Source organism: Cellvibrio fontiphilus, assembly GCF_042646205.1.
Taxonomy (GTDB): domain Bacteria; phylum Pseudomonadota; class Gammaproteobacteria; order Pseudomonadales; family Cellvibrionaceae; genus Cellvibrio; species Cellvibrio fontiphilus_A.
This window is the reverse complement of the sequence record NZ_JBHRTF010000004.1, coordinates 429,769-449,440: the sequence shown is the minus strand read 5'-3', so window position 1 is coordinate 449,440 and position 19,672 is coordinate 429,769. Positions and strand designations below refer to the sequence as shown.

At 51.5% G+C, this 19,672-nt stretch carries 17 protein-coding genes; 12 read left to right on the top strand and 5 right to left on the bottom strand.

The annotated features are described in order from the left end of the window. Position 1 precedes the first annotated feature (1 nt). Both trhP and moeA read right to left on the bottom strand, forming a co-directional pair. Positions 2–1,354 carry a prephenate-dependent tRNA uridine(34) hydroxylase TrhP gene (gene trhP, locus ACFODX_RS10605; protein ID WP_378118871.1) on the bottom strand — a complete coding sequence of 451 codons (1,353 nt, stop codon included), beginning with the start codon at positions 1,352–1,354 and terminating at the stop codon, positions 2–4. Between the two features lie 156 nt (positions 1,355–1,510). Further along, the gene (gene moeA / locus ACFODX_RS10600; protein ID WP_378118869.1) at positions 1,511–2,776 is read right to left on the bottom strand and encodes a molybdopterin molybdotransferase MoeA; all 1,266 of its coding nucleotides are present in this window, start codon (positions 2,774–2,776) and stop codon (positions 1,511–1,513) included. A gap of 120 nt (positions 2,777–2,896) precedes the next feature. Here moeA and ACFODX_RS10595 point away from each other — a divergent pair, with 120 nt between their 5' ends. The 3 genes from ACFODX_RS10595 (at position 2,897) to ACFODX_RS10585 (ending at position 6,579) form a co-directional block, all read left to right on the top strand. Next, positions 2,897–4,453, top strand: coding sequence for an FG-GAP-like repeat-containing protein (locus tag ACFODX_RS10595; RefSeq protein WP_378118867.1), 1,557 nt, complete (start codon positions 2,897–2,899; stop codon positions 4,451–4,453). A 124-nt stretch (positions 4,454–4,577) separates the two neighbouring features. Next, the gene (locus ACFODX_RS10590) at positions 4,578–5,738 is read left to right on the top strand and encodes a diguanylate cyclase domain-containing protein (RefSeq protein ID WP_378118865.1); all 1,161 of its coding nucleotides are present in this window, start codon (positions 4,578–4,580) and stop codon (positions 5,736–5,738) included. 130 nt (positions 5,739–5,868) lie between these two features. Further along, positions 5,869–6,579 (top strand): hypothetical protein, encoded by a 711-nt coding sequence (locus ACFODX_RS10585; protein ID WP_378118863.1) that lies wholly within the window; start codon positions 5,869–5,871, stop codon positions 6,577–6,579. Between the two features lie 45 nt (positions 6,580–6,624). On the opposite strand, the gene orn is transcribed toward ACFODX_RS10585, so the two are convergent. Continuing rightward, the gene (gene orn, locus ACFODX_RS10580) at positions 6,625–7,170 is read right to left on the bottom strand and encodes an oligoribonuclease (RefSeq protein WP_378118861.1); all 546 of its coding nucleotides are present in this window, start codon (positions 7,168–7,170) and stop codon (positions 6,625–6,627) included. A gap of 119 nt (positions 7,171–7,289) precedes the next feature. Here orn and rsgA point away from each other — a divergent pair, with 119 nt between their 5' ends. Together rsgA and ACFODX_RS10570 are read left to right on the top strand one after the other, a co-directional pair. Continuing rightward, complete coding sequence (rsgA, locus tag ACFODX_RS10575; protein ID WP_378118859.1) at positions 7,290–8,309, top strand: small ribosomal subunit biogenesis GTPase RsgA; 1,020 nt, start codon at positions 7,290–7,292, stop codon at positions 8,307–8,309. A gap of 122 nt (positions 8,310–8,431) precedes the next feature. After that, the gene (locus ACFODX_RS10570; RefSeq protein ID WP_378118857.1) at positions 8,432–9,256 is read left to right on the top strand and encodes a sulfurtransferase; all 825 of its coding nucleotides are present in this window, start codon (positions 8,432–8,434) and stop codon (positions 9,254–9,256) included. A 61-nt stretch (positions 9,257–9,317) separates the two neighbouring features. Here ACFODX_RS10570 and ACFODX_RS10565 read toward each other — a convergent pair whose 3' ends face one another. Further along, on the bottom strand, positions 9,318–10,181 hold the full coding sequence (locus ACFODX_RS10565) for a PEP-CTERM sorting domain-containing protein (protein ID WP_378118855.1): 864 nt from the start codon (positions 10,179–10,181) through the stop codon (positions 9,318–9,320). 328 nt (positions 10,182–10,509) lie between these two features. Here ACFODX_RS10565 and ACFODX_RS10560 point away from each other — a divergent pair, with 328 nt between their 5' ends. Both ACFODX_RS10560 and ACFODX_RS10555 read left to right on the top strand, forming a co-directional pair. Further along, the gene (locus ACFODX_RS10560) at positions 10,510–12,045 is read left to right on the top strand and encodes a DUF3369 domain-containing protein (protein ID WP_378118853.1); all 1,536 of its coding nucleotides are present in this window, start codon (positions 10,510–10,512) and stop codon (positions 12,043–12,045) included. Between the two features lie 5 nt (positions 12,046–12,050). Then, positions 12,051–13,415: an ATP-binding protein gene (locus ACFODX_RS10555; protein ID WP_378118851.1), complete on the top strand. Its 1,365-nt coding sequence runs from the start codon at positions 12,051–12,053 to the stop codon at positions 13,413–13,415. A gap of 5 nt (positions 13,416–13,420) precedes the next feature. Here ACFODX_RS10555 and ACFODX_RS10550 read toward each other — a convergent pair whose 3' ends face one another. Beyond that, positions 13,421–14,902, bottom strand: a complete 1,482-nt coding sequence (locus tag ACFODX_RS10550) for an FAD-binding protein (RefSeq protein WP_378118849.1) — start codon at positions 14,900–14,902, stop codon at positions 13,421–13,423. A 196-nt stretch (positions 14,903–15,098) separates the two neighbouring features. Between ACFODX_RS10550 and ACFODX_RS10545 the strand changes: the two genes are divergently transcribed. The 5 genes from ACFODX_RS10545 to ACFODX_RS10525 are packed head-to-tail and all read left to right on the top strand — an operon-like array spanning position 15,099 to position 19,620. Further along, the gene (locus ACFODX_RS10545; RefSeq protein ID WP_378118847.1) at positions 15,099–16,304 is read left to right on the top strand and encodes a DnaT-like ssDNA-binding domain-containing protein; all 1,206 of its coding nucleotides are present in this window, start codon (positions 15,099–15,101) and stop codon (positions 16,302–16,304) included. After that, positions 16,216–16,908, top strand: coding sequence for a replication protein P (locus tag ACFODX_RS10540; protein WP_378118845.1), 693 nt, complete (start codon positions 16,216–16,218; stop codon positions 16,906–16,908). The genes ACFODX_RS10545 and ACFODX_RS10540 overlap by 89 nt, the downstream gene beginning before the upstream one ends. A 36-nt stretch (positions 16,909–16,944) precedes the next feature. Further along, positions 16,945–17,739, top strand: a complete 795-nt coding sequence (locus ACFODX_RS10535; RefSeq protein WP_378118843.1) for a glucosaminidase domain-containing protein — start codon at positions 16,945–16,947, stop codon at positions 17,737–17,739. A gap of 29 nt (positions 17,740–17,768) precedes the next feature. Beyond that, complete coding sequence (locus ACFODX_RS10530) at positions 17,769–18,344, top strand: outer membrane beta-barrel protein (RefSeq protein WP_378118841.1); 576 nt, start codon at positions 17,769–17,771, stop codon at positions 18,342–18,344. After that, on the top strand, positions 18,334–19,620 hold the full coding sequence (locus ACFODX_RS10525; protein ID WP_378118839.1) for a hypothetical protein: 1,287 nt from the start codon (positions 18,334–18,336) through the stop codon (positions 19,618–19,620). The genes ACFODX_RS10530 and ACFODX_RS10525 overlap by 11 nt, the downstream gene beginning before the upstream one ends. Positions 19,621–19,672 lie beyond the last annotated feature (52 nt).

Genomic DNA, 19,672 nt, shown 5'->3' with positions numbered 1-19,672 from the left:
TTCAATTACCGTCCTTGATCAGCATGACACTGGCCAACAAATGTTGATCCAGCGCTTGCAGCAAATTCGCCTGCAGTGGCGCGGGCAATTCGATACAAACTATGTGACCTGAACCTGGAGCCACTGTGATTGGCTGGCCTTGTAAGTGGTAGATTTTTTCCAGTGTGAAATTGATATTGCCAACCGGCGTCATGAGCACACAAGCATCGCCCACACTGAAGCGATTTTTTACATCGATAATCAATTGTCCAGTCGCTGTGCGATCAATCACCTCGCCCACTACTTGCTGCAAACCCACACTAAAATTGCGCTCGTAATTCTGCAGATTTTGCTGCTGGTGGCGACGCAAAAATCCTTCGGTGTAACCGCGATTGGCCATGCCATCCAATTCACGCAGCAAATTATTATCAAAAGGTTTGCCAGCGACAGCATCATCGATAGCACGGCGATACACCTGCGCCGTGCGCCCAACGTAATAAGGTGATTTAGTGCGGCCTTCGATCTTGAGTGAATCCACTCCAATCGCGGCGAGTTTTTCCACCAGAGCGACCGCGCGCAAATCCTTGGAGTTAAATAAATAACTGCCATGTTCATCCTCCTCCAACAAATAGTGGGAGTGCGGATCATCCGCCGCTGTCACCGCCAAGGTTTTGTAATCCGTGTGGGAGGCACAGCCAGAAGCCTCTTGCGCGCTGGAGGATTTATCGCACACATCATAGGACCAGCGGCAGGCATTGGTACAAGCACCCTGATTGGGGTCGCGTTTGTCCATGTAGTTGGAAATCAAACAGCGACCTGAATAGGCCATACACAAAGCGCCGTGCACAAACACTTCCAATTCCATATCCGGGCAGCGCTGTTTTATTTCCGCGATTTCATTTAGGCCCAACTCGCGCGACAAAATAATCCGGCTAATGCCCTGCGCCTGCCAGAATTTTACCGCCGCCCAATTCATGGTATTGGCTTGCACCGACAAGTGCAGCGGCATATCGGGAAAAGCTTCGCGCAATAAATAAATAACGCCCGGGTCAGCCACAATCAGCGCATCGGGTTTTAAGGCCACCACCGGCGCCATGTTTTTTATCAAATCCTGAATTTTGGCGTTGTGGGGCATGAGGTTCACCACCACATAAAAACGCTTGTGCTGGCGCTGCGCTTCGGCGATGCCCAGCGCTAAATTTTCTAAGGAAAATTCGTTATTGCGCACGCGCAAACTGTAGCGCGGCAAACCGGCATAAATGGCATCGGCGCCATAGGCAAACGCTGTGCGCATGGCTTTCAAACTGCCGGCGGGTGATAAAAGCTCCGGCCGTTTAAGCCGGGTATTTGTGGTTGGAGGCAAAGGCAAGTTCATACACAGTCCGGGGCGATAAAAAACCTACGGCTTGATGCGCCGTCAAAAAAGGCGCAGAGGCTAAAAGATTTTCAACCCGCGCTTTTTGACCTAACGCAAACTGGCATGAACTTTTATAAGAAGGATTAAAAAAATAAACGTGAAAATAAATATTAACTAACGAATAAATTCATCGAAGGGAATAACCGATACAGTTTCACCCGCTGCGACATTGCCGCGCTCCGCTTCAAGGCAGATATAACAATTCGCCCTGGCCATACTGCTGAGCACGCCCGAGCTTTGCGCGCCAGCGCTGTAGACCTTATTAAGCCCCTGCTCGGTGCGCAAAATGCCGCGCTGGAAATCCATACGCCCCGGCTGTTTTTTCAAGGCTTGCCCCGCCACTGCTATTAAAAGCGATACCGCCACAAGGTTTTCTCCAGCCATGTAACGCAATGCCGGCACTACCAGTTGGTGATAGGTCACTGCCGTGGATACCGGGTTGCCCGGCAAACCAAAAAACCAACCATGCCCAAGGCGCCCGAAAGCAAAAGGCTTACCGGGTTTCATGGCGATTTTCCAAAAATCAATCTGCCCCAATTCTTCCAACACATCCTTGGTGTAGTCCGCATCGCCCACCGATACACCGCCGGTAGAAATCACCACATCGGCCCATTCACTGGCCTGTAAAAAAGCCGCACGCAGGGCGGTAATGTCATCCGCAATAATGCCCAAATCCTGTATCTCGACATTCAAGCGCTGCAATAAAGCCACCAGTAAAGGGCGATTGGAGTCATATATTTTTCCGGCTTGCGGCGCAGCCAAAGGTGACGAGCCGGGCGACAAGCTGAGCGGCAATAATTCATCGCCAGTGGTTAAGAGTGCCACCCGCAATCGGCGATAGACTTTTACCTGAGCCACGCCAATAGACGCGAGCAGGCCTATATCCAACGCCGTAATGCGCCGCCCTTTGGCCAGCAGTTCACTGCCCTGCGCTATATCATCGCCGGCGCGACGAATATTATCGCCTTGCACCACTGCCGCATCGAGTTGGATGCGATTGCCACTGCGCGTGACTTTTTCCTGCATGATCACCGTATCGGCCCCCGCAGGAATCACCGCGCCGGTCATTATCCGCACCGCCTGAAATGCCCCCAGTGCAGCGCCCGAGGCAGGCACAAAGGGGTGGCCCGCAAGGGATTGGCCAATCACCTCGAATTCCGCGCCCGAACTGGTATCTGCACTGCGCAGCGCATAGCCGTCCATCGCAGAGTTATCACTCGCCGGAACATTAATGGCAGCGCACACCGGCTCGGCCAATACACAATCCAGCGCGGCCGCCAAATCCACCCACTGCGTTTCGCGCAGCGGAACCAATTGTGCGTAGATTCGCTGCATAGCCTCTGCTACCGGCAGCAAACCGGGTGATGAACAAAAATCCATTCGCTTATTTCTCTCAAATTTGTTTCAAAATATTGGAAAATAGCCGCGCCGATTTTTTTGCCAGCGCAATTCAGGCCGACACAATAACACTGCCATTTTATTCACAGGAAAAAACCTTTCATGCGCTCCAACACCCGCTCCTGGTTTGCCGCACTGCTGTGTATTCCGCTATTTGCCATCAACAGTTTGGCTCAGGCACAAGCCTTAGCACCTAAATCCAAACCGGTGCCTAAGCCCATTGAAGAGGTGATCCAGATTGTGAATCACCACTGCGGCGCCTGCCACAAGGTGCCGCCGCCGAATATTTTGCCCAAACAAAATTGGCCAAGAGTAGTGCAAACCATGGCGGATTTATCCCACAAAATGATGAGCAAGGTTTTTATCAGCGAAGAACACCTGCACGATATCAAAGCCTATTACTACGGCAGCAGCCCAACCGAATTGCCGCGCCTGCCCTATTTACCGGCGAGCAAATCGCCGGTGGTATTTCAGGTGCGCGAACTGGGTGCCCGCTCCAGCAAACCACTCGCGGTGGATATAGCACCAGGCCTAACTGGCACCGCCCGGGATTTTTTATTGGCCGATGCCGAACAAAAAAAATTGGTGCAATTATTTCGCACCGGTGATGAATGGCAGGAAAAAATTCTCGCCAGCGCCGAGGTGCCCGTTAATACCCAAGTGATAGATATAGATGCCGATGGCGACAAGGATATTTTGTTAGCCGACCTGGGCATGATGCCGCCGGCGAGCGATAAAGTCGGCAAGGTTTATCTGTTGCGCCAGCAAGCAAAGGGGGAATTTAAACAAGAATTATTGCTGGGCGGTTTAGGCCGCGTCACCGATGCACAAGCGGCTGACCTGGATGCCGATGGCGACCTGGATATCGCCATCGCCGTATTTGGCGGCAACAATCAGGGCGAAATTATCTGGCTGGAAAATCGCGCAGGCCAGTATCACAAACACCAGTTGTTCGCTTTCGCCGGTGCACTCAACATCACTCCCGCTGACCTCAACGGCGATGGCCTGCTGGATTTGGTAGCGCTCATTGCGCAAGAGCATGAAATGATTGTGGCGTTTATTAATCGCGGCGCAGGCCAATTTGAAAAAGGTGTACTCGCCCGCGCGCCCCACCCCATGTTTGGCTCCACCTCAATGACCCTGGTGGATATGGATAAAGACCGCGATGTGGATATTGTGTTCACCAACGGCGATGCTTTTGATTTGCAAACCGAACCCAAGCCCTACCACGGTGTGCAGTGGCTGGAAAACCGCGGCACACTGCAATTTCAATTTCACGACATAGGCCGTTTTTATGGCGCCGCCCATGTAGTGGCCGGCGATATAGATGGCGATGGCGATGTGGATGTAGTGGCGAGCAGTTGGGTAAATTTTTGGCGCGACCCCAACCGCCAAACGTTGGTCTGGTATGAAAATAATGGCCAGCAAAAATTTACCGCCCACCCCATCGCCAGCCAACCCGCCGGGCTGGTGTCGCTGCAATTGGTAGATGTCACTGGCGATGGCCGCCTGGATATAGTGGCCGCCGCGTTCCGCATGGATTTATTGCTGGACGATCTAGGCTTTAACAGCCCACCCGAAGCACGCCCCGACCCAACCACCCATGGCAAACAAAATGCGCGGGTGTTGGTGTTTGAAAATAAAGCGGCGGCTAAATAACACGGCAATAAAATATCCCCTGTCATGAGCAGCGGACTGTTCATGACAGGAGATTATAAATAGGATGATTTAGGCGAAGTATAATAAATACCTTCCTCGCCGCTGCCATTCATGGATGCACACCATGGCACTCTTTGATACGGTCAACATCATCGGCTCAACCATTTATTTTGTCTTCGCGGTATTGCTGGCATGGTTGAGCAGAATCCCCCGCACACCTGCCGGAGCCGGCTGCTGGGCGCTGGCGATTTTTTCTGGCATGTGCGCGCGCCTCAGCCTGTTATTGTTGCCTGCCGATTATTCCTCCGCTGCGATTGAATTCATTTACACCAGCTTCATCATGCTGGAAAAATGTTTTTTATTAATCGGCGCTTTGCAGTTTTTTAACCTGAGGCGCTACACCTACCCCTATTTAATTTTTATCGCCTGCGGCTTTTTATGGATACTATTCAGCTGGCGCAGTGACATTGACCGCGTTATTTTTTCAATGGGCATAGGTCTGTTTAACGCTGCCGCTTTATGGTTATTGGCGGCCATTTGCTATCAAAAACGCTACAGCCTTAATCGCCCGATACTGCTGCTAACAGCAACGGCTTGTAGCTTGCTTGCACTGCACTGGCTGAGCTATCCAGTACTGCGTTTTATCGATTTTTGGTTAGCGCCAGGTTTTTTAATTGGCACACTGCTCGTGCTCTTTGAATATCTGTGCCTGACATCCATTGTGTTATTACAATTTCAAAAACGCTTAGTGGAAGCCGAACACCACGCACTTGAACTGGCCTACCACGACCCGCTCACCGGTTTAAATAATCAGCGCTACATGAACACCCTGTTTGAACAAGCCCTGATCCTGGCCCTGCGCCCGCACCAACTACTCGCGCTGTTTTATATCGACCTGGATAATTTCAAACCGATTAACGACACAGCCGGTCATCACATGGGCGATGAAGTATTAAAAACCATCGCCCAGCGCCTGCTCACCAGCACCCGCAGCACCGACATTTGCGCACGCATCGGCGGCGACGAATTTGTCGTTATTGCCACCCAATTAGAAAACGAAACACAAATCCAACAAATCGCCCACAAACTATTGCACCAGTGCTGCCTGCCCCTAACCATCGCACAACAACAATTCCAACTCGGCGCCAGCATCGGCATCAGCATCTACCCCCGCCAAGGCGAAAACCTGCACCAACTCCTGAAACAAGCCGACCAAGCTATGTACCAGGTTAAAAAAAATGGTAAGAGTGGGTTTCTGGTGTTTGATGCAGGAATGGATATATGAGGCATAAATAATTGTTACTTTTTGACAGTACCGCTATATCTAACCTGCTTCACACCAACGCATTGATAAAACCGATAAAATCACTTTGCAACAACCCACAATTAATCACAGCCAATCCCAAGGAAAGAAAATGAAAAAAATACTACCTGTTCTAATAGCATTATCACTTTGCTTATTCGGCTGCAAAGGTGAAAGCGACTCCCCCGAAAAGACCATTAAAAGTCACCAATTTCAATGGGCTAGCTTTGAGCAATATAAAATTAAAAACCTTATTAATGAAAAACTAGTATCTAAAGCAAAATTTCCTGATGAACTTAATTTCGATGAAAGCGAGTTCTATCGTAAAAAAAACAATCTACAAAAAACTCTACTTCAGTTAGAGAAAGCCGGAAAAGAAAAATGTGACAAAAAACTTCTTCCTGAAGATGCTAACGATTCACTTCCAAGGCAGATAAGAAATATGGATGGTGGCGCAATAATCACCGATCCCGACTGGGACAAGTATCACTCGATACGGTCAAGCAAAGAATATATAGATTGCGTCTCTAACGAACGAAACAGCAAAGAAATACTCGATCTCAAAGCATCTCTCGATAAAGAGGAGGCTCTTAGAACAAAGAGGGCAAACTTTATAGAAAATGTAAAGAAAAACTCCGATCATGTTCTACGTAAACTGGTTGCGGAATATGCGGAGACCAACCAATTAGATCTCGTAATTTTAAGACAAAGCGATTCAGTAATTTATAATAAAAATGATGGAGTTCTCGATATAACCAATCAACTTGAAGCCTATGTTGAAGCTAACATCGATGCACTTGCAAACACACTAACTCAACCGTAATTACCATACCCCCTGCCATAATACTCATATGACAGGGGGAGCTATTCACTCCATCCTAAAAAACGTAGCCCGATAATGCTGCAGTTCCGCAATCGAATCCTTAATATCATCCAACGCCAAATGTGCGCCGGATTTTTTCACGCCGGCAATGACATCTGGCCGCCAGCGGCGGGCTAATTCTTTTACGGTGCTTACGTCTAAATTGCGGTAGTGGAAATAATCTTCCAGTTTGGGCATGCCGCGCACTAAGAAGCGGCGGTCTTGGCAGATGGAATTGCCGCAGATGGGGGATTTGCCTTTGGGTACCCATTGCTCCAGAAATTTAATCGTCTCGGCTTCGGCTTGTTCGAGGCTGATTTGGCTTTCGCGCACGCGTTGGGTGAGGCCGGATTTGCCGTGTTGGTTGGTGTTCCAGTCATCCATATTTAACATGATGCTGTCAGGCTGGTGGATGGCGAACACGGGGCCTTCGGCGAGAATGTTGAGGTCGGCGTCGGTGACTATGGTGGCGATTTCGATAATCACGTCGGTATCCGGGTTGAGGCCGGTCATTTCCAGATCAATCCAGATCAGGTTGTTTTCATTCAGCATGGGGTTTTCCTCGGCAACATGGGTTTTTACGGCGCAAATAAGGCACAATTGCGCGCAGCTTAAAGTAAGAACCCAGTCTAGCAAACATCACACACCTCACAGAGCAAGATCATTCGCGCATGTCTAAACGCAAACTCACCCGCCGCCAGCAGTGGCGTATCGACAAGATTCAGGAAGAACGTACCGCGCGTGTCGCCAAGCGCGACAAGCAGGCCGATGAACAACTCAACGAGAGCGATTTGGGGCCGGAGCAGCTGGGGCTGATCATTACCCACTACGGCACCCAGGTGGTGGTGGAAGCGACCGAGGGCGAGCTGGCGGGGCAACACCAGCGCTGCCATTTCCGCAGCAACCTGGGTTCGCTAGTGACGGGCGATAGAGTGGTGTGGCGCACCGGTAACCCTATGGGTGTAGTGGTGGCGGTGATGCCGCGCGACTCTGCACTGCAGCGCCCCGACCCCCACGGCGATATGAAAACCGTGGCGGCCAACATTGATCGCATCATGATTGTGGTCGCGCCCTACCCCGAACCCCACGCCAATTTGATCGACCGCTATTTGGTCGCCGCCAATGCGATTGATATTGAGCCGGTTCTGGTGATTAACAAAATCGACCGTATCGATGACAGCACCCGTGAAAAAGTCAGCTATTTGGAAAGCACCTATCGCCAGTTGGGTTACACCGTATTGATGGTATCCACCAAAACCGAACACGGGCTGGATGAGCTGCGCGAGTATTTAAAGAATTACACCAGCGTGTTTGTGGGGCAGTCGGGCGTGGGCAAGTCCTCGCTGGTGAATGCGCTGCTGCCGGAATCGAACTTACGCGTGGGTGATTTGTCGGAAAGACAGCAAGGCACGCATACCACAACCAGCGCGACCCTATTGCACTTCCCCGGCGGCGGCCATTTGATCGACTCCCCCGGTATCCGCGAATTTGGTTTGTGGCATATGGAGGAGGACGAAGTGCTGGAAGGGTTTATCGAGTTCAAACCCTTTATTGGTCACTGCAAGTTCCGCGACTGTTCGCACCGCCACGAACCCGGCTGTGCGATTTTAAAAGCGCTGGAGGATGGCACGATCAGTGCAACCCGTATGGACTCATACCGCTATATTTTGCGCACGTTAAACGAGAATTAAAGCACCCCACCCCTGCCCTCCCCTTAAAAAAGGGAGGGAGCTAAAACTCCTCCCCCTGCCAAGGGGGAGTTGGGCGCCCGGCTAGGGGAGGGGGTAAAAACACTTTTCAAAGGTATAAAAATATGGCCCTGCCCTTTGTGATTGAACCTACCCAGTTGGCCGCGCTGCTCGCGCAACCCACCAGCAAGCTGCTGGTGATTGATATGTGTGCCGAGCAAACTTACCTGCAGGGGCACATTGATGGTGCAGTGCATGTGCCGCCGCAAAAAATCCTTGCTGCCGAAGCGCCATTTCCCGGAAAGATCGCACCGGTAGAAAAGCTCAATCGCGTATTTTCCTTTTTGGGCTTAACCCCTGACACCCATGTGGTGGTTTATGACGACGAGGGTGGCGGTTGGGCTGGCCGGATGATCTGGACGCTGGATGCCATAGGCCACAAAAACTACTCCTACCTGAATGGCGGATTGCATGCCTGGATCGCCTCCGGCCAATCGCTTTCCACCGAGGCGCCGGTAGTTACCCCGAGCGACATTAAAGTGAAAATCGACCCGCGGGTGGTGATTGAGTTGACCGATGTGCTGGGGGAGATGGATCGCGCCGATTTTGTGGTATGGGATGCACGCAGCCCGGCGGAATATCGCGGCGAGCGCATTACCGCGCAGAAAAATGGCCATATTCCCGGGGCGATCAATTGCGAGTGGACCAACCTGATGGATCGCAACAATGCGCTGCGTATTCGCACTGATGCCCGCGAGTATTTGGCAAGCCTGGGACTAAACGCCGACAAACGCATAGTCACCCACTGCCAGAGCCACCACCGCTCGGGCTTTACCTATTTGGTTGGCAAGGCGGTAGGTTTGAATATTCGCGCCTATCACGGCTCTTGGGCGGAATGGGGCAATCACCCAACCACGCCGGTCGCGCAGCCAGAGGCGGAAGAGGCTTAAACCTGTTAATCAACGCCTCGCCCCACTAAAAAGGGGCGGGGCGTTGTAAGTAGACCATTTATTAACGGCGCAGACGCACTAACCCCAAGCCCATCAAACCAAAACCAAACAGTAACAATACCGACGGCTCAGGCACCACCGCCGGAGGTTGATCACCGGGAAAACCCTGCACAGTTTGCAGGTTGCCGGAAATGCCCGCCCCCAAAAAGCGCACCCCATCCAGGTTCAAACCATCCCCCAGTTGCATATAGGCATCGGGCGCTATGTAAGTACCCTGCATACTGCCGGCGGCAACATTCACATGGCCGGCATTGAGCGCACCGTGCATGTTAAACAGCAGGTTTTCTGCCTTGATGCCATCCAGAACAATGGCCGCACCACCGCCCAACATAAACCCGAAATAGTCCACATTGACGATAAACACATCATCCGCATTGCCTTTTAAGGTCAGGCTGTGGCCCGCACTTAAATTCAAACCGGTGATGCTGAATACCGAGACATCGCCCTGGCGGTGAAAAGTCTGGGAGCTGTTGATATAACCGGCATTGGTGCCGCCCAAGGCTTTAGCCGCGAGCGATGCCGCCTTGAGATCGCTGTAGAGCGAATCCCAGAAAGCGCTGCCCTGCTGGTTGGCATCGCCCTGAATAGCCGCACCGGGGTTTTGATAGAGGCTGCCAAAATCAGCATTGCCATACACAACTGCACCATGGGCCATGTTCAGGGTATTGCGCACCCCCACGTTGCCGTGGATATAAGCCTCTGAACCCAACTCCAGGTTGCCATACAGGGGAATGCCATGATGCACATTGGTGCCCGTGGCGAGCAGGGTGTAAGCCCCCGCTTTGCCCAAATCGACAGGCAGTGCATAGCTATTGGCAGCCATCAATAAGCCGATGGCGATAGAGTGAAAAATACGCTTGATCACATGAACACCTTAATCATTAGTCAGGTCTCATGCCGTATTTATAGTATTTGTATTTAAGAGAAATTGTTTTAATAAGTAGTGGCCATTACGGCGACGCTTAAATCAGCAATTTGCACACCACAAATAAAAAAACCCACACAAACAGTGATTTAAGTCACACATCAAACGCCAACTTAAACAAAAGTGTAAAACCATCCGACAAGCCGCAATAAGCCCGCTGATGCTGTGCTACTTTTGTTTAAAGCGAACACAATTCGTTCATCGGCAGTGATAGCGCGATGAAACGCCCACGTATGAGATAAGAAACGCCAATAAACAGGATAAGGTTATGAAGTTTCTGAAACCGGCAAGTGTGCAATCCTCCAAGAGCGCGCTGGGTACACCCTGGAAAGTGGCGATCATCGACGATGAAGAACAGATTCACGCCGTTACGCAATTGGTATTAAAAAACACCCGCATCGATGACCTGCCGCTGCAATTCCTGAATGCCTACAGCGCCGAAGAAGGCTTGCGCCTGTTTCAGGATCACCCGGATATAGCGCTCGCGTTTATCGATGTGATTATGGAAAGCGACGATGCCGGTTTGCAATTGATTCACAAAATCCGCAACCAGCTGGGCAACCACAGCACACGCATAGTATTGCGCACCGGCCAGCCCGGCACAGCGCCAGAAGAAACGGTGATTCGCAGCTACGACATCAACGATTACAAAAGCAAAACCGAACTGACCGACACCAAATTAAAAACCTGCGTTTACTCTTCCATTCGCTCCTACCGCGACATAATCACCATCGAAAAAAGTAAACACGGCATGCAAAAAGTGATTGCGGCTTCCGACTCGGTATTGCGCAGCCAAACGCTATATCAATTTGGCAACGCGATTTTGAATCACACCATCCAGTTGCTGAATATCAAAACCGCGGAGATGTATTTAATCAGCCGCCATGTGGATTTATTTGGCGATGCGGAAATGATGCTGCTGGCCGCCACCGGCGACGAGGTAAAACTCGATACCGAATGGAGCGCCGACATAATGCCGGCCGATGTAAAAAAAATGATTGAGCAAACCCTGGCGCAGCAACAATCCTACAGCGATGACAATATTTTTATCGGCTATTACCACACCAATAGCAGCACTGAGAGCGTGCTGTATACGCGCTTCCACGAGGCACATAACAGTCAGCAAGATGAAATTTTAAAATTATTTGCCGCCAACATTACCCTCATATTCCAAAACCTGCACAACCGCGAACATATTCAGGAAACCCAAAAAGAATTGCTGCTGGTTCTGGGCGATGCCATCGAACAGCGCTCCAAGGAAACTGGCTCCCATGTGCGCCGCGTTGCACTCATGTGTGAACTTATCGCGCTGAAACTCGGGCAGACAATCGAATACGCCGAGACACTTAAATATGCCTCCCCCCTGCATGACATAGGCAAAATAGGCATCCCCGAAAGTATTTTGCACAAGCCCGGAAAACTCGATGACACCGAGTGGGAAATTATGAAAACCCACGCGCAAATTGGTTACGAGCTGTTAAAAAATTCTACACGCACCATCGCCAAAATGGGCGCACGTATCGCGCTCAGTCACCACGAACACTGGGACGGTAAGGGCTACCCTGGCGGTTTAAAAGGGGAAGCTATTCCGCTGGAGGGGCGCATAGTGGCGATTATTGATGTCATAGATGCGCTGGGCTCAGAGCGCTCCTACAAAAAACCCTGGCAGGAAAATGACATCATCCAGTACGTGCGCGAGCGCAGCGGTAAACAATTTGATCCGCAAATAGTTGCCGCCGCACTGGAATTGTTTGATCACTTTCGCGAGATTCGCCGCAATTTTCCCGACTACCCATCACACTGACGACTATGCCAAAAAATCTTTACGATACGCTGCTGGATGTTTCCAAATCCTCCATGATTGATGCGGGGGATATGCAAACCGCAGGTTTGTTAATTCTCACTGCAGCGATTCACGGGCTGGGCATCCAGCGCGCCGGAATCTGGCTGCTCACCGAGGACAAACAGGCCATTTGCGGCAAGATGTTAATCGACGGTGACGATTGCAAATTGGACTCGGATTTGTGCCTGGCAAGAAGTGACTTCCCCAATTATTTTGCCAGCCTGGATAGCGAGCGCGCGGTCGTTGCGAACCATGCCCTCACTGACCCCAGCACCTGCGAATTTCGCGATACTTATTCAATTCCTCACGGCATCAGTTCCATGCTCGATGCGCCTATTCGTCACCACGGCATAATGCTCGGCATTATTTGCTGTGAGCATCAAGGCGAGGCGCGCGTTTGGACCAACGAAGAAATTGCCTTTGTGAGTGCGCTGGCCGACACCTACGGGCGCGCCGTGAGTGCTGCACAACGCAACGATTACGAGCGCAAGCTGCAAGAAATTAATAGCCAACTCGAACAAAAAATTAATGAGCGCACCGAGGGTTTACAGCGCGCACTGGAAAATTTACATACGGCCCAAGCAAAATTAATTGAAAGTGAAAAACTCGCGTCACTGGGGCGCTTGGTATCCAGCCTCGCCCACGAAATTAACACGCCACTCGGCATTGCAGTCACTTCTTCCAGCCACTGCGCCAGTGAATTAAAAAAAGTGCAGCAACTCTATCGCAATGAACAATTAAACGAGGAAGAGTTCGCGCAGTTTCTGCAGGGAATGGACGATGGTTTGCAACTGATTAATCACAACCTTACCCGCGCGGCAGGTTTGGTGCGCGACTTTAAATTATCCGGCGCCATTCATATCGCCGATGATCAGGAAGTGTTTGATCTGCGCGCCTGTATCGAACTCTCACTTAAAGGCTTGCAACCACTGCTGCGCAAACACCAAATTCACTGTGAATTACTGCCCGGCAGCGCACAGCCTTTTAACGGCTACCCCGGCGCCATAGCGCAAATTATTACCAACCTGATTACCAACTCAATCCATCACGCGTTCGCCGCAACCGACCAAAAACACATAACAATCACTCTGGCGCTAGAGGCTGAACATATTCATTTGATTTACCGCGATAACGGCTGCGGTGTACCCGCCGACATACGCGATAAAATTTTTGAACCCTTTTTCACCACCGCACGCCGCACCGGCGGCTCGGGTTTGGGCCTGTCGATTGTGTACAACCTGGTGACGCAGAAATTGGGCGGGCTAATTGAACTGGCGGAGGATCAGTCCCGGGGCGCCGTGTTTATTATTAAAGTTCCAACTGCAAGATAATTAATCTATTGTTTAACAGATACATTATCATTTTCCACATAGACTTTTGCCCAAAGTTGATTGCGAAAACGATATTGGGGGTCAACTGCTTTTTTTAATGCGAAAAATTCCTGCGCTCGAGGGTAAGCGGCCATAAACTGGGCAGGGGTTTCATAGACTTGATAAGGCAAATAATAAGCACCACCCAGTTCAATCGCGGCATCATTCATTGCGCGCGTCCACAGCTCAACCACCTGCTGTGCTTCGCCACTAGTTCCCTGGCGATAATAAACTACAAAAGCAAAGACTTCCGTTTTTGCCCAAGCTAATAATGTACCTGGATCTCGATGGGCGTGACGCACCGAAACATTAATAACGGTTACATCATAGGCCTGAAAAATAGCGCGCATTTTCGGCAAAAACTCATCAAATTTTTCTACCGGTACAAAATATTCTCGCAATGCATAGGTGGTTGTTAAACGGCTTTCCGGCTCCAATTCGCGGACATCGTAACTGGCCTCATAATTGCGCCATACCACAGGAGATGATGCATAGATAATCGGATCAACAACATACTCGCGCAACCAAAGCCCAATATCGTAATCGGCAATCCAATCAACAACCTTGGGGCCCCAAAAATATTCTGCATCGCGCGGAATTAAACGAGCCTGTTCAGTTAAGGGAAGCTGTGTGTTGTACCAGGTCACAGAGCGCAACTGTTCATACGCAGGGGGATAAATATCGGCATTGGTAAATACCGCATGGGGGTCGTCGCGAATTTTTTCGAAGAAGAATTTTTTGTACTCAACAACTGGCATGGTCACATCAGTGCGTGCAACTTTTTGATTATCTTCCAACTGCAACGTTGCTTCAGTAATCACGCCAATTCCACCATAGCCGCCAATTGCGGCGTAAAACAGTTCTGGATTTTCACTGGGACTGGCAACTTTCAAGTCGCCATTGGCCAGAATCAATTTAATACGCTCAACCGATTTCACCAGCGGCCCTTCACCTACATAGCGCCCATGAACATTGACACTGAGCGAACCACCTACCGTAAAGTTGGCATAGGTTTGCATAATTTTTAGCGATAAATTGTGCGGATCAATATAGTCCTGAATATCGCGCCAGCGAATACCCGCTTGCACTGTGATTTGTTTTTTATCTTTATCGAATACCAACACCTGATTAAATTGGCGCATATCAATGTGCAGGCTATCGGGATAAGCGACCTGCCCGCCCTGACTGTAGCGTCCACCGCCAATAGAAACCGGCCCCCTTGTGTGGGTGATGGCGGTAATAATCTCTTCCGTGGTAGTGGGAGTAATCACTTTCGCTACCCGCACCGGGTTTAGCTGCGTTACGTTGTCGATCAGTAGGTTGTCATGTAAAGGTTCGATTTGAGCATCATCAACAGATGACATCCGTATGACAATGACCAATACACCGCCCAAAAACAAACACCAGAACAAAAGTCTCGACAAAGGGCGCGCAAACGTGGGCCGCATGAAGATTTCCTTAAATTTATGGCTCGTGTGATGAAGCACCAACTGACTGCAATAAGCTTAGAAGTGTAGCCGCCAGAGTTGCATCTGGGCAGATGTTCCGCAATCAGTAACCAAGGACCGTAACACTGGCATCTACTACCTCATAAGCCTACAATTTCCCACCTTTGCCACAACTGGTCATGCCCGACCCTGCCCTATGAGTTCATCGCTACTACCCGAACGCCCACTGCTGATTTCCCCTTCGCTGGCCGCCACCATTGGGCTGGAGGAGGCTTGTATGCTGTCGATTCTGGGCGATATGACCAATTACCTGCCGCTGCAGCCGGCCAATAATCGCCAGTGGCTGGATATAGATGAAAGCTGGGTGAGCCGGTTGATGCCCTTCTGGACGGATTTTGATGTGCAGCGCATCAGCCGCAGCCTGAAGGATAAGGGCATTATCCTGCTGGCGTCGGCGCCCTACGTGGAGAGCCGCCGCCTGACGCTGGCCTTTGATGGCGCCGCTGCCGCACCGTTCACGGCGCCCGGCAGCGCGGCGGCACCGGCACCGATTGCGCCTATAGCACCGGCAATCCATACCGGTGCAACGCTGATCTCGCCCGGCTGGCAGCCGGATCAGGAGCTGCTGCGCCAAATCGCCCAGTACAATATCCCGCTGGATTTTGTCCGCCTGCAGGTGCCGGAGTTTGTGACTTACTGGCGCGAACGCGGCGAAGCCAACCACTCCTGGGGCGCCAAGTTTTTAAAAGATCTGCTGCACAAGTGGCGCAACCACGAGACCCAGCTGGCACGTTTGCAGCGCGAAGAGCAGGAGCGCGCCAGCCGCGACCGCGACACCGAATTCCTGCAGCGCGATTTGGAAACGCCCATGCATAGCCAATGGCGCCCGAGCAAAGATGCGCTGGAGGTGTTGGTGAAACACGCTAATATCAGCCTCGCGTTTGTGGAGGATTCCATTCCCGAGTTTGTGGTGTATTGGCAGGAGCGCGGCGATGTAGGCCGCACCTGGAACAGCAAATTTATCCAGCATGTGAAACGCCAATGGCAGCGTTACCACTCGGCGCTGGAACACGACACCGAACCCAAACGCATCCCCGAGAACTGGGCGCCCAGTCGCGATGTCTATGACGTGCTTAAACTGGCCAATATCGATTTACAGTTTGCCCAGCAGCAGGTGGCCGAGTTTGTTTTATTCTGGCGCGACAGCAACCAGGTCTATGCCAGTTGGAACACTAAATTTTTGCAACACGTGAAATACCACTGGGCGAAACAACACGCCCTGGCAACCGTTAATTCGCAGCAGGTTAATTCAAATGCAGGACAGCAATTCGCTCATCAACCAGGTCGCACACGCGATAGCAGCCTCGCACAGCAACTCAACGACCGCAGCTGGGCCAGCTGACCAGAATCAGCGGGAGCGCCGGCAGGATCAGGCGACACCGACCGATGCACATATAGATGCCATCAATCAGGTGTTTGCGCTGTTCCGCATCAATTATCACAACCAGTATTACGCGGCGTTCAAGGACAACGAGCTGCTCAATCAAGCGCGTCGCCTCTGGTTGAATTCACTCGCCCAATTTGCGCCGGAAACGATTCTGCGCGGTGCACGCAAAGTGATTGAAGAGTCTGAGTATTTGCCCACGCTCAACCGTATGATTCGCGCCTGCCAAGGCGACCCGGAAAAATTTGGCCTGCTGGATGCCCACGCCGCCTATGTGGAGGCCTGCCGCGCGCCCAGCCCCAAGGCCGCGCACAACTGGAGTCACCCGGCGGTGTACCATGCCGGCTGCGCCAGCGACTGGTACTTTTTGATGACCAATGCCGAGAAGGTAGCCTTCCCGATTTTTGAGCGCCACTATTTAAAATTGTGCGAGCGTGTGATGAACGGTGCCGAACTGCCTGCACCTAACGTGCAATTGCTGCCGGAGACCATAGAGACGCCGCTCAGCAAAGAGGAAAACCTCAAGCGCATGGAAGAACTGCGCAAACAACTCGATTTGTAATTCCTGTTTAACCTTTCCTGTTTGGTAATGCTTGTTATGAATAAAAATGCTTCACAGTGGTTTTTGGGCCTGTCGCTCATCGCCTTCCCGGTTGCCACCCTGGTTATGGTGTTGTGGATGATGTCGACGCCGATTTACGAGGTATTTGTCGATGAGGATGAACTCACCAGCAGCACCCTGTTGCCCGACTTCGCCGCTATCGAACAAACACCCGAGCGCAAAGAGCAATTCCTGGCCATGCTGCGCCCTTTGATCGATGAAAAAAATGCAAAGTTGTTACAGTCGCGCGAGCGGTTGTTAAAAATCAAAAGCGAATGGGATACCAGCAAAACCATTAGCGGCGTGAACAAACGCAACCTGGAAAAACTGCGCGCAAAATTCCACGTGACTTACGAAACCTACCCGGAAGATGAACGCGCCATCGAAATCCTGCTGCTGCGCGTAGACATGATTCCACCGGCGATGGTGCTGGCACAGGCCGCCGTAGAATCCGGCTGGGGCACCTCGCGTTTTGCAGAGGAAGCACACAATTTATTTGGCCACTGGTGTTACACCCCCGGCTGTGGTTTGGTGCCCAGTCGCCGCGCCGCTAACGCCAAACATGAAGTTAAGAAATTTAACAATGTCGAAGAGTCGCTTACGGCATACTTCAACAACATTAACACCCACAACGCCTATCGTCCCTGGCGCCAGCTGCGCGCACAATTGCGCCACGACGAGGCGCAATTCACCGGCAGTGCCATGGTGGCGGAACTGGGTAAATATTCGAGCCGCGGCTCGGGTTATATCCACGAATTGCGCACCGTCATTCGCAGCAACAAACTCGAATAATCAAACCTACTCATCAGCAAGGATTTTCTATGCGTAAACGATTGGTTAGCTCCCTTTGTAGCCTCGCACTGGCCAGCAGTGCGGGCGCCTTTGCCCAAGGGCACTCACAGGATCAGGGTCTGCCGCTGGCCTACCATGTCTCTGGCCAAGCCACTTACACCCGCATCAAAGCCGCCGGGGAAAACTTTTCGCCCAGCCTGTTCCAGCTGCGCGCCGATGTGGAAGTCACCGACGGCGTACTGGATGGCATAGGCCTGCAGGGCATGCTGGGTGTGCCCATGAGCGACGATAAAAAATACGGCGTGACCATGGACATCAGCCAGCAAAGCGGCGCCTACATCACCCTTGCCAACCCGGATTATCAACCGGGCGATATACGTGTAGTGGTGCTGCTGGGTTATACCTCGACCGAATTGGAAACCCATTTGCCCACACTCGGCAATGCGCAAAAAGATCGCTTTGGCGGGTTCACCTACGGCTTCTCCCTGCAAGACCGGGTGATGGAAGGCAAAAACTATTACTGGTCGCTGGATTGCGCCCGCTACTTTAAAGATGACGACTTACGTATTGATGGCTGCGGCCTGGGAGTTTCTTATGCGTTTTAAAGGATTGGCGGTTCCCTGCGCACTGCTGTTGGGCGCAACAACACTGGGCCTGACCGGCTGTGGCGGTGGCGGCGATAGCGCGCGTGTCGCGCAAACGGTAGATGCCGGTAAAAACGGCATTACCCGCGTTGAGCTGGAAGACAACGAAGGCTACGCCCACTACCAAGGCCGGCTGCAATTAAACCTGATTGGTCGCAACAGCGAAAACCTAGCAACCAACCTCAACAACAAAGCCACCTGGAAAGTAAGTGACGCCAGCTTGGGCAGCATCAATAACGGCTTGTTCACCCCCTCGGGCAAAGTTGGCGAATTGACTGTGACCGTAGACTACGCCGGCCTGAGCGACACCCAAAACGTGATCGTATCCGATGCCAATCTGGTCAGCATTACGGTAAATCCTGTCAGCGCGCCCATTGATGAATGCCAAAACGCCACACTCACCGCCAATGCGCTATTTGATAATGGTTTAACCCTGGATTACGACCTGAATTGGGCAGTGACCGAAGGGGCCAGCCTGGCCAGCTTTAGCGATGTTAGCAGCGGCACACTGAGCACCAAAAATAGCGGCGCCGTTACTGTGGTGGTGAGCGCAAATAACAACAGCGGTGAAAAAGTTAGCTCTACACCGGTCACCCTTAATATTGCCGATTCACTGCGCAGCCTGACGCTCACCTCCAACAAATCAGTCGAGATGCGCGAAGGCGATTCGGCCACGGTGAGCATCAAAGGCACCTACGCCAACAATGCCTCGCTCGACCTGGCTAACGCCGGCCTGACCGCCACCCCGAGCAGTTCGTTAACGATTGAAGGCACTAAAATTACCGCCAAAAACGGCACTTATGCCGGCACCGACGTTGAGCTGGTTGCCAGCTGCGGTGGCGAGAGCGACACATTGGAACTGGTGGTATTGAAAAAGGAACTCAAATCCATCGAGATCAAAAACAGCAATGGCGGTACGGATAATCTCTCGGTAACCGAGGGCAGCAATCTGGAGTTGAACGTCACTGCTACCTTTGCCGACAACGCAACCGATAGCAATTACGATTACAACCTCAACTGGTCGATTGTTGATTCCAAATCAGACGATTTTGACGATGACCTGATCACCCTGGATCAAACCGGAAAGTTGTCCGTGAGTTCCGATTTGGATCTCGCATTGAATCAACAACTGCGGTTGGTCGTGCGCGCTGAAGTGCGCGATGAGGACAACAGAATTGCTACCAATGCCCAAGGCCAGCAATTGGTGGATGAAATTAATATTGTTGTACGCCCCTGAGTGAGTTGAGTAAACGCTCGACTTAACGAACAGGCGATCAACAATCACGCCT

Bases quoted from the DNA above. Each gene is read 5' to 3' on its own strand.
- ACFODX_RS10585 (WP_378118863.1), top strand. From the start codon at position 5,869: ATGAAAAAAATACTACCTGTTCTAATAGCATTATCACTTTGCTTATTC.
- ACFODX_RS10595 (WP_378118867.1), top strand. From the start codon at position 2,897: ATGCGCTCCAACACCCGCTCCTGGTTTGCCGCACTGCTGTGTATTCCG.
- ACFODX_RS10530 (WP_378118841.1), top strand. From the start codon at position 17,769: ATGCGTAAACGATTGGTTAGCTCCCTTTGTAGCCTCGCACTGGCCAGC.
- ACFODX_RS10525 (WP_378118839.1), top strand. From the start codon at position 18,334: ATGCGTTTTAAAGGATTGGCGGTTCCCTGCGCACTGCTGTTGGGCGCA.
- ACFODX_RS10590 (WP_378118865.1), top strand. From the start codon at position 4,578: ATGGCACTCTTTGATACGGTCAACATCATCGGCTCAACCATTTATTTT.
- rsgA (WP_378118859.1), top strand. From the start codon at position 7,290: ATGTCTAAACGCAAACTCACCCGCCGCCAGCAGTGGCGTATCGACAAG.
- ACFODX_RS10545 (WP_378118847.1), top strand. From the start codon at position 15,099: ATGAGTTCATCGCTACTACCCGAACGCCCACTGCTGATTTCCCCTTCG.
- moeA (WP_378118869.1), bottom strand. From the start codon at position 2,776: ATGGATTTTTGTTCATCACCCGGTTTGCTGCCGGTAGCAGAGGCTATG.
- ACFODX_RS10550 (WP_378118849.1), bottom strand. From the start codon at position 14,902: ATGCGGCCCACGTTTGCGCGCCCTTTGTCGAGACTTTTGTTCTGGTGT.
- ACFODX_RS10535 (WP_378118843.1), top strand. From the start codon at position 16,945: ATGAATAAAAATGCTTCACAGTGGTTTTTGGGCCTGTCGCTCATCGCC.
- trhP (WP_378118871.1), bottom strand. From the start codon at position 1,354: ATGAACTTGCCTTTGCCTCCAACCACAAATACCCGGCTTAAACGGCCG.
- orn (WP_378118861.1), bottom strand. From the start codon at position 7,170: ATGCTGAATGAAAACAACCTGATCTGGATTGATCTGGAAATGACCGGC.
- ACFODX_RS10570 (WP_378118857.1), top strand. From the start codon at position 8,432: ATGGCCCTGCCCTTTGTGATTGAACCTACCCAGTTGGCCGCGCTGCTC.
- ACFODX_RS10560 (WP_378118853.1), top strand. From the start codon at position 10,510: ATGAAGTTTCTGAAACCGGCAAGTGTGCAATCCTCCAAGAGCGCGCTG.
- ACFODX_RS10540 (WP_378118845.1), top strand. From the start codon at position 16,216: ATGCAGGACAGCAATTCGCTCATCAACCAGGTCGCACACGCGATAGCA.
- ACFODX_RS10555 (WP_378118851.1), top strand. From the start codon at position 12,051: ATGCCAAAAAATCTTTACGATACGCTGCTGGATGTTTCCAAATCCTCC.